The sequence below is a fragment of the Novosphingobium sp. genome, assembly GCF_041915465.1.
Taxonomy (GTDB): Bacteria; Pseudomonadota; Alphaproteobacteria; order Sphingomonadales; family Sphingomonadaceae; genus Novosphingobium.
In genome coordinates, this window is the sequence record NZ_JAYSBK010000001.1 from 110,474 (window position 1) to 117,552 (window position 7,079).

Sequence of the window (7,079 nt, forward strand, 5' to 3'; positions counted from 1 at the left end):
GTTATTGCCCCTCCAGCTCGCGGCTGAGGCTGGCGTGAAAGCGGTCGGCAAAGCGCTGCAGGCGCGCTTCCATCTGGTCCACCCGGTAGGAGAAGCGGTTATAGGCGATTACCGCAGGGATCGCCGCGAACAGGCCGATCGCGGTGGCAAACAGCGCCTCGGAAATACCGGGGGCCACCACCGCGAGCGAGGAATTCTGCTGCTGCCCGATCTGGAAGAAGCTGTTCATGATCCCCCAGACCGTCCCGAACAGCCCGACGAACGGCGCGACCGAGCCGACCGTGGCGAGGAAGTTCAGCCGGTCGGACAGACGCTCGGCTTCCTGGGCAACGGCGGTGTCCATCACCGCGCTGAGGCGCTGGCGCGTGCCGTCGCGGTCAAGCCCCTTGCCACCGGTCGAACGGCGCCATTCGGCAAGGCCGGCAGCGGCGACCTTGGCCGAAGGGGTGTCGGCCTTGGTGTGTTCGGCCTGGAAGGCGTCGATGTCGCTCGCCTTCCAGAACTCGCGCTCATAGGCGTCGCAGCGCTTGGCCATGCGGGCATAGCGCAGGCTGAAGGACAAGATGATCGTCCAGACCCAGACGCTCGCCAGGATCAGCCCGGCCATCACGACCTGCACGACGATATCGGCATCGAGGAACAGCTTCACCGGATTGAGGTGGCGCGGCGCTTCGGCAGCGGCGGCGAGCAGGGCAAGGGTGGTCATTGGGGGCTTTCTATAACGATCTTGGCAAAGGCCTCGCGCCAGGCGGCGGGCATCCGGCGCGGACGGCCATCGGGGGAAACGAACCCGACACGGAAAGTGGCCTGCGACAGCAGCGCGCCATCGCTTTCGCGCCAGGCCTGCTGGTGCATCCGGCAGGAAGCTGCGCCCAGTTCGGTGCAGGTGGTGGCGATCTGGACGCCATCGTCCAGCCGCGCGGGCGAGATGTAGCGGATCGACAGGTCCGCCACGGCAAAGGCGCCCTCGCCCGCTTCGTTCACGGCGCGCTGGTCAATCCCCAGCAGCCGCACGAAATCCGACCGGGCGCGCTCGAACCAGCGCAGGTAATTGGCGTGATAGACCACGCCGGAAAGGTCCGTGTCCTCGAAGTAGGCGCGCACTGCAAAGCGGTGCGTCGAACCGTCGATCAGGCCGGAGGGAGGGGCGGGAAATGCCGTCATGCAGCCTGCAGCTTTAACCGCAGGGTGAGTCGCAGGGCAAGCGCGCAAACCGCTCTAACGTGGCAACATCGCGCCGAACTGCCGCCCGCCGAACACGTGGACGTGCAGGTGCGGCACTTCCTGGTGTCCGTGCTGGCCAATATTGGCGAGCAGGCGGTAACCCGGCTCGACGAGGCCCGCTTCGCGCGCGACGTGGCCGACGGCGCGGACGAAGCCGGCGATTTCCTCGGCGCTGGCCTTGGCGGAAAAGTCGTCCCAGCTCACGTACGGACCCTTGGGGATCACCAGCACGTGCAGCGGAGCTTGCGGGTTGATGTCGTGGAACGCCAGCGCCCATTCGTCTTCGTAGACGGTCTTGTTCGGGATTTCCCCGCGCAGGATCTTCGCGAAGATGTTGTCGGGATCGTAGGGCTGCTTCGGGTCGATCGGCATCAGTCGGCTTTCCTTGCGGCTTTTTCGGCGATCCCGCTCACCCCGTCGCGGCGGTCGAGCTCGGCGAGCACTTCGGCGAAATCGACGCCCTTGGCGTCGAGCAGGACCATCAGGTGAAAGATCGTGTCGGCGGCTTCGCCCACCAGGTCCTCGCGGCTGCCCGATAGCGCGGCGACCACGGTTTCGACCGCTTCCTCGCCCAGCTTGCGGGCGATCACGGGAACCCCGCGCGCGTTTAGCTTGGCGACCCAGCTGGTCGCCGGATCGGCATTGCGGCGCTCTGCGATGGTCGCGGCGAGGCGGGTCAGCGTGTCGGGGCTTGGCGTTGAGCTAGGCATGGGGCAGAGCCATGCTGCGCGCAGCCGCGCGGGTCAAGCGCCGAACTGGGCGGCTTTAGTCGAGAGGTGGGCGGTTGCGGGCGCCGTAGTGCCCAAGGATCAGCCCGGTCACGCCCAGCGCGAACAGCGCAAGATCGGTTGGATCGGGAATGGTAGTGCCCGCGCTGGCCAGCGCGGGAGAGGCAGCAGCCAAGGCCGCCAGCATCAGACCGGTTCGGAGCATCAAGGCGCGACCCTTCGAAAAATCCTTCATGAATCGTGGTTTACGCAAATTGCGTGCCACCTGCCCCAGAATCCTGAAGAGTCCCGGTGATGGATGGTTAAGAAGGAGTTGGCCGCTGGTTAGGGTGTAAACCGGACCGACAGTTTACCCGCGGGCAGGCAATCCGGCGGCGCGCAGCGCGGCGTGGGCCTGGGCGATCGAATAGGTGCCGAAATGGAAGATCGAGGCGGCCAGCACCGCGCTGGCATGGCCCTTTATCACCCCTTCGACGAGGTGATCGAGCGTCCCCACCCCGCCGCTGGCGATCACCGGCACCGAAACGGCATCGGCGATGGTGCGGGTGAGTTCGAGGTCATAACCGCGCTGCGTTCCGTCACCGTCCATCGAGGTGACGAGCAGTTCGCCCGCGCCAAGCTCGGCCAGGCGAATGGCGTGCTCCACCGCGTCGATGCCCGTCGGCTTGCGCCCGCCGTGGGTGAAGATTTCCCAGTTGCCCCGCGGGGTGCGCCGCGCATCGACCGAGGCGACGACGCACTGGCTGCCCATCTTCTCGGCAATCTCGTTCACCACTTCGGGGCGGCTGACGGCGGCGGAATTGACCGCGACCTTGTCCGCCCCGGCGAGCAGCAGCGCGCGGGCATCGTCCACGGTGCGCACGCCCCCGCCCACGGTCAGCGGCATAAAGCAGACTTCCGCCGTGCGCTGAACAATATCGAGCAGCGTGCCGCGCGCCTCGTGGCTGGCGGTAATGTCGAGGAAGCACAGCTCGTCCGCGCCGGCGAGGTCATAGGCGCGCGCCTGTTCGACCGGATCGCCCGCGTCCTTCAAATCGACGAAGTTCACGCCCTTGACCACGCGGCCATTGGCAACGTCGAGACAGGGAATTACGCGGATGCGGACGGTCATTCGGAAACTCCAGTGAATTGCTGGACGAGCGCAAAGGCCAGGATGCTAAAGAATACCAAGCCGCCCGCCATCGCCAAAACCCGCACCCAGTACGCTAACGGGTTCGCCGCGCGGCTGGCTTCGGCATACCTGCCCTGGGCCGGATCGACCCCGGTCTTGAGCGCATGGAATAGCCCAGCGGCAAGGATCAGCCAACTTCCAGCTACAAATGCCGAAGCGATAATTGTCTCTGGCTGATTCATAACCGGTTCGCAGTTGCAATCGTCGCGGCCAGATCGAGCCGCCCTTCATGGAGGACGCGGGCGCGGATGGTCATAATGCGCGCACCAGCATGAACGAGTAAAGAGCAGTAAGAAAGAGCAACGCAAGAGCTCGAAACAAGGTGTGGCGCCAAAATCTGGCTGGTTCTGCGACACGGTAATGCTTGAGAGACTTGGTCGACAAAGGCAGAAATCTCGTCACATAGCCGGCGCGAAATTCGCGCACAGCCTGTGAAATCGACCAACCAAACCATAGCAATCCTAAGGCCAGAAATACTATGGCGGGGCTCATACCCGGTTCGCAATCGCTGTGGCCAGATCGAGCCGCTCTTCAGGAAGCGCGCGGTTGGCAATCACGGCCTTAGCCACGCGGCCATCGGCAAGATCGCAGCAGGGGATGACGCGGATCAGGGCGGTCATTGCAGCAATCCGAATGCGCGAACGGTCATGACCACGGCGAGGATGCCCACGATTACCGTAGTGAACACAACGACAGAAATTCTCGACCAGTAAAGCCTGGGTTCGGAGTCACGCCTTACCTCTCGGAGCTGGCCATGACCTGTGCTGACCCCGCTGCGGAGATCTTTCACTAGTCCAATCACGCTACTGAGAAATGCGAAGTCGAAAATACCGGCAGCGATGATTGCAACCAGCGCGCTCATCCCCGGTTCGCCATCGCAATCGCCGCGGCCAGATCGAGCCGGCCTTCGTAAAGCGCGCGCCCCGTGATCACGCCCTCGATGCCCTCGTGCGCATGGAGCGCGAGGATGTGGATGTCGTCGAGGCCCTTCACACCGCCACTGGCGATCACCGGAATGTCCACGCGGCGGGCAAGGTCCACCGTCGCGTCGATGTTGACGCCCTTGAGCAAGCCATCGCGGCCGATGTCGGTGAACAGCAGGCTGGCAACGCCCGCATCCTCGAACCGGCGGGCGAGATCGACCACTGCCACGTCGGACACTTCGGCCCAGCCTTCAGTCGCGACCATGCCGTCCTTGGCGTCGACCGCCACGACGATCCCGCCGGGGAAGGCGCGTGCCATGTCGCGGACGAATTCGGGGTCTTTCAGCGCGGCCGAGCCCATCACCACGCGGCTGACGCCAAGGTCGAACCAACCTTCCACCGCTTCGCGCGTGCGGATACCGCCGCCGAGCTGGACGTGGCCATCAAACGCTTCGAGGATCGCTTCCACCGCAGCGCGGTTTTCCGCGCGGCCCGCGAACGAGCCGTCGAGATCGACCACGTGGAGGAACTGCGACCCGGCCTCGGCGAAGAGCTGCGCCTGGGCGGCGGGGTTGTCACCATAGACGGTGGCGCGGTCCATATCGCCTTCGGACAGGCGGACGACCTGACCGCCCTTGAGGTCGATGGCGGGGAATACGATCACGCCAAGTCTCCAATCATGGGCGCCACTCCAGAAAGTTGGCGAGCAGCGCGAGGCCATAGGCCTGGCTCTTTTCGGGATGGAACTGCACGCCCACGATATTGTCGCGGGCAACGGCCGCAACCAGCCCGCCGCCGTGGTCGGTCATCGCCGCCACGTGATGGCCGTCTTCGGGGACGAAGTGATAGGAGTGCAGGAAATAGGCCTCGCCCGGCTCGATCAACGGGGCGTGGGGGGCGGGAATCACGTCGTTCCAGCCCATGTGCGGAATCTTGATCGCGGGATCGGTGCGCTCGATCAGGCGCACCTCGCCCTCGATCCAGCCCAGCCCTTCGGTGATGCCGTGTTCCACCCCGCGCGTCGCAAGCAGCTGCATGCCCACGCAAATGCCCAGGAACGGCGCGCCGCCCACCAGCACGCGTTCGGCCAGCGCCTCTTCCATGCCGTGGATTGCGCGAAGGCCAGCCGCGCAGGCCTTGAAGCTGCCGACGCCGGGCAGGACGATGCGGTCCGCCGCGCGCACGACCTGCGGATCGGCGGTAACCTTGACGCCCTCTGCCCCGGCAGCCTTCAGCGCATTGGCGACCGAATGGAGATTGCCCGCGCCATAGTCGATCAGCGCCAGAACCTCAGCCAAGACGCACCTCAGCCACCGAGCTGCCCCTTGGTGCTGGGTACGGCACCCTGCTTGCGCGGATCGAGTTCCACGGCGGCACGCATCGCGCGGGCGAAACCCTTGAAGATGCCTTCGCAGATGTGGTGGTTGTTGGTGCCGTAAAGCAGTTCGATATGCAGCGTGATGCCGACCGCCTGGGCAATCGACTGGAACCAGTGCTCGAACAGTTCGGTGTCCATTTCGCCCAGGCGTTCCTGGGTGAAGCGGGCGTTCCACACCAGCCAGGGGCGGCCCGAAATGTCGAGCACGACGCGGCTCAGCGCCTCGTCCATCGCCGAGTGGGCCTCGCCATAGCGGCCGATCCCGCCTTTGTCGCCCAGCGCCTGGGCAATCGCCTGGCCGATCGCGATGGCGCTGTCCTCGGTGGTGTGGTGCTGGTCGACGTGGAGATCGCCCTTCACCTTGCAGGTGATATCGATCAGCGAATGGCGCGAAAACTGTTCGATCATGTGATCGAGGAAGCCGATCCCGGTGGCAACGTCATAGCTGCCGGTCCCGTCGAGGTTCACTTCGACGAGGATGTCGGTTTCGTGGGTCTTGCGGGCGATCCGACCTGTACGCATGGGCTGGGCCTATAGGCCGGAATCGCGCGCGCGCAAGCGCTTTGCCCCTTGACCCTGCCGAAGCGCGGGGCCACTTGTCCGGCCATGAGCGATGAAATGCCCGATAGCCTGATCCCCTATGACGAGATCGTCCAGGAAGCCCTGCGCGCCGTGGTTGGCCGCGTGCTTGGCCAGGTTGAGGCGAACGGCGGCAACCTGCCGGGCGGGCACCACTTCTACATCACCTTCAAGACCGGTGCGCCGGGCGTGGATATTCCCAGCCACCTGCGCGAACGCTTCCCCGACGAAATGACGATCGTGCTCCAGAACAAGTTCTGGGATCTGACCGTCGCGCCCGATCACTTCTCGGTCGGCCTGTCGTTCAACCAGCTGCCCAGCAAGCTGGTGATTCCCTTCGCCGCGATTACCGCCTTCGTCGATCCGGCGGTCGATTTCGGCCTGCAATTCCAGGCAGTTGTGCCCGAAGTGGTCGAACCGGAAGCGCCTGAGGCAAGCCCCGAGGACGCCGCCGCCAAGGAAGATGGCTCCAACGTCGTGACCGTGGATTTCGGCCGGAAGAAGTAATGGCCGACAACAAGCTCCTTGCCGAAATCGCGCGCAAGGGCGGCGGCAAGCTGCTTAACGCCGCGATTGACAAGGTGCTGCCGGTGGCCGCCGCCGTGGCCGAGGAAGGCACTGCTCCCAAGAAGAAAAAGACGCTGATCGGCGGCATCGCCGGGGCAATGGCGGTGCGCTTTGCCACCCGCTCGGTGCCGGGCGCGATCGTGGTTGGCGGTTCGCTGCTCGCCAAGCGGCTCTATGACCGGCGCCATGCCGCCAAGACTGCCGCGAAGGCGGAAAAAGAATCGCCCAAGGCTTGATTCGCAGGCCCCCCTTGCGCGATTGAGGCGCATGGTAAGCACACCCGACACGCTCCAGCGCCGCGGCCTGATGTTCATCCTCTCGTCCCCCTCGGGCGCGGGCAAGACCACCATCGCGCGCAAGCTGCTGGCCCACGACGGCGAAATCCGCATGTCGGTTTCGGTCACCACCCGCCCGATGCGCCCCGGCGAAGTGGACGGGAAAGACTATTTCTTCGTCGACCAGGCCGAGTTTGACCGGATGGTCGAAGCGGGCGAATTCCTCGAATGGGC

The 7,079-nt window shown here is 65.0% G+C and carries 15 protein-coding genes; 3 read left to right on the plus strand and 12 right to left on the minus strand.

Annotated elements, in window-relative coordinates; all coding sequences use genetic code 11:
* Position 1: 1 nt before the first annotated feature.
* The 12 genes from tolQ to hisB form a co-directional block, all read right to left on the minus strand.
* Entirely contained in the window at positions 2 to 706 is a 705-nt protein-coding gene (tolQ, locus tag ACE3SN_RS00530; protein ID WP_374526773.1) for a protein TolQ, read from the minus strand.
* A complete protein-coding gene (locus ACE3SN_RS00535) occupies positions 703 to 1,164 on the minus strand; it encodes a YbgC/FadM family acyl-CoA thioesterase (protein WP_374526774.1) in 462 nt (153 codons plus the stop codon). Before ACE3SN_RS00535 ends, tolQ begins: the two co-directional genes overlap by 4 nt.
* 54 nt (positions 1,165 to 1,218) lie before the next feature.
* On the minus strand, positions 1,219 to 1,596 hold the full coding sequence (locus ACE3SN_RS00540; RefSeq protein ID WP_374526775.1) for a histidine triad nucleotide-binding protein: 378 nt from the start codon (positions 1,594 to 1,596) through the stop codon (positions 1,219 to 1,221).
* Complete coding sequence (locus tag ACE3SN_RS00545) at positions 1,596 to 1,934, minus strand: phosphoribosyl-ATP diphosphatase (protein WP_374526776.1); 339 nt, start codon at positions 1,932 to 1,934, stop codon at positions 1,596 to 1,598. Before ACE3SN_RS00545 ends, ACE3SN_RS00540 begins: the two co-directional genes overlap by 1 nt.
* 55 nt (positions 1,935 to 1,989) lie before the next feature.
* Positions 1,990 to 2,157: a hypothetical protein gene (locus ACE3SN_RS00550; protein WP_374526777.1), complete on the minus strand. Its 168-nt coding sequence runs from the start codon at positions 2,155 to 2,157 to the stop codon at positions 1,990 to 1,992.
* Between the two features lie 144 nt (positions 2,158 to 2,301).
* Positions 2,302 to 3,063 (minus strand): imidazole glycerol phosphate synthase subunit HisF, encoded by a 762-nt coding sequence (gene hisF / locus ACE3SN_RS00555; RefSeq protein WP_374526778.1) that lies wholly within the window; start codon positions 3,061 to 3,063, stop codon positions 2,302 to 2,304.
* Positions 3,060 to 3,305, minus strand: coding sequence for a hypothetical protein (locus ACE3SN_RS00560; protein ID WP_374526779.1), 246 nt, complete (start codon positions 3,303 to 3,305; stop codon positions 3,060 to 3,062). Before ACE3SN_RS00560 ends, hisF begins: the two co-directional genes overlap by 4 nt.
* A 306-nt stretch (positions 3,306 to 3,611) precedes the next feature.
* Positions 3,612 to 3,743, minus strand: a complete 132-nt coding sequence (locus ACE3SN_RS00565; RefSeq protein ID WP_374526780.1) for a hypothetical protein — start codon at positions 3,741 to 3,743, stop codon at positions 3,612 to 3,614.
* On the minus strand, positions 3,740 to 3,985 hold the full coding sequence (locus ACE3SN_RS00570; protein WP_374526781.1) for a hypothetical protein: 246 nt from the start codon (positions 3,983 to 3,985) through the stop codon (positions 3,740 to 3,742). Before ACE3SN_RS00570 ends, ACE3SN_RS00565 begins: the two co-directional genes overlap by 4 nt.
* Positions 3,982 to 4,767, minus strand: a complete 786-nt coding sequence (hisA, locus tag ACE3SN_RS00575) for a 1-(5-phosphoribosyl)-5-[(5-phosphoribosylamino)methylideneamino]imidazole-4-carboxamide isomerase (protein WP_374526782.1) — start codon at positions 4,765 to 4,767, stop codon at positions 3,982 to 3,984. Before hisA ends, ACE3SN_RS00570 begins: the two co-directional genes overlap by 4 nt.
* The gene (hisH, locus tag ACE3SN_RS00580; protein WP_374526783.1) at positions 4,724 to 5,344 is read right to left on the minus strand and encodes an imidazole glycerol phosphate synthase subunit HisH; all 621 of its coding nucleotides are present in this window, start codon (positions 5,342 to 5,344) and stop codon (positions 4,724 to 4,726) included. Before hisH ends, hisA begins: the two co-directional genes overlap by 44 nt.
* Before the next feature lie 8 nt (positions 5,345 to 5,352).
* Positions 5,353 to 5,946, minus strand: a complete 594-nt coding sequence (hisB, locus tag ACE3SN_RS00585; protein WP_374526784.1) for an imidazoleglycerol-phosphate dehydratase HisB — start codon at positions 5,944 to 5,946, stop codon at positions 5,353 to 5,355.
* A gap of 84 nt (positions 5,947 to 6,030) precedes the next feature.
* On the opposite strand from hisB, the gene ACE3SN_RS00590 reads away from it, so the two are divergent.
* The 3 genes from ACE3SN_RS00590 to ACE3SN_RS00600 all read left to right on the plus strand — a co-directional run.
* Positions 6,031 to 6,510, plus strand: a complete 480-nt coding sequence (locus tag ACE3SN_RS00590; RefSeq protein WP_374526785.1) for an SspB family protein — start codon at positions 6,031 to 6,033, stop codon at positions 6,508 to 6,510.
* A complete protein-coding gene (locus tag ACE3SN_RS00595) occupies positions 6,510 to 6,806 on the plus strand; it encodes a hypothetical protein (protein WP_374526786.1) in 297 nt (98 codons plus the stop codon). The genes ACE3SN_RS00590 and ACE3SN_RS00595 overlap by 1 nt, the downstream gene beginning before the upstream one ends.
* A gap of 31 nt (positions 6,807 to 6,837) precedes the next feature.
* Positions 6,838 to 7,079, plus strand: a 242-nt coding sequence (locus tag ACE3SN_RS00600; RefSeq protein ID WP_374526787.1) for a guanylate kinase, incomplete at its 3' end; no start/stop codon positions are given.

Coding starts and splice junctions, on each gene's coding strand:
- hisF (WP_374526778.1), bottom strand. CDS start 3,063: ATGACCGTCCGCATCCGCGTAATTCCCTGTCTCGACGTTGCCAATGGC.
- ACE3SN_RS00570 (WP_374526781.1), bottom strand. CDS start 3,985: ATGAGCGCGCTGGTTGCAATCATCGCTGCCGGTATTTTCGACTTCGCA.
- ACE3SN_RS00535 (WP_374526774.1), bottom strand. CDS start 1,164: ATGACGGCATTTCCCGCCCCTCCCTCCGGCCTGATCGACGGTTCGACG.
- ACE3SN_RS00560 (WP_374526779.1), bottom strand. CDS start 3,305: ATGAATCAGCCAGAGACAATTATCGCTTCGGCATTTGTAGCTGGAAGT.
- hisA (WP_374526782.1), bottom strand. CDS start 4,767: ATGGCCTCGCGCTGCTCGCCAACTTTCTGGAGTGGCGCCCATGATTGG.
- ACE3SN_RS00590 (WP_374526785.1), top strand. CDS start 6,031: ATGAGCGATGAAATGCCCGATAGCCTGATCCCCTATGACGAGATCGTC.
- ACE3SN_RS00550 (WP_374526777.1), bottom strand. CDS start 2,157: ATGCTCCGAACCGGTCTGATGCTGGCGGCCTTGGCTGCTGCCTCTCCC.
- ACE3SN_RS00545 (WP_374526776.1), bottom strand. CDS start 1,934: ATGCCTAGCTCAACGCCAAGCCCCGACACGCTGACCCGCCTCGCCGCG.
- tolQ (WP_374526773.1), bottom strand. CDS start 706: ATGACCACCCTTGCCCTGCTCGCCGCCGCTGCCGAAGCGCCGCGCCAC.
- ACE3SN_RS00565 (WP_374526780.1), bottom strand. CDS start 3,743: ATGACCGCCCTGATCCGCGTCATCCCCTGCTGCGATCTTGCCGATGGC.
- hisB (WP_374526784.1), bottom strand. CDS start 5,946: ATGCGTACAGGTCGGATCGCCCGCAAGACCCACGAAACCGACATCCTC.
- ACE3SN_RS00540 (WP_374526775.1), bottom strand. CDS start 1,596: ATGCCGATCGACCCGAAGCAGCCCTACGATCCCGACAACATCTTCGCG.
- ACE3SN_RS00595 (WP_374526786.1), top strand. CDS start 6,510: ATGGCCGACAACAAGCTCCTTGCCGAAATCGCGCGCAAGGGCGGCGGC.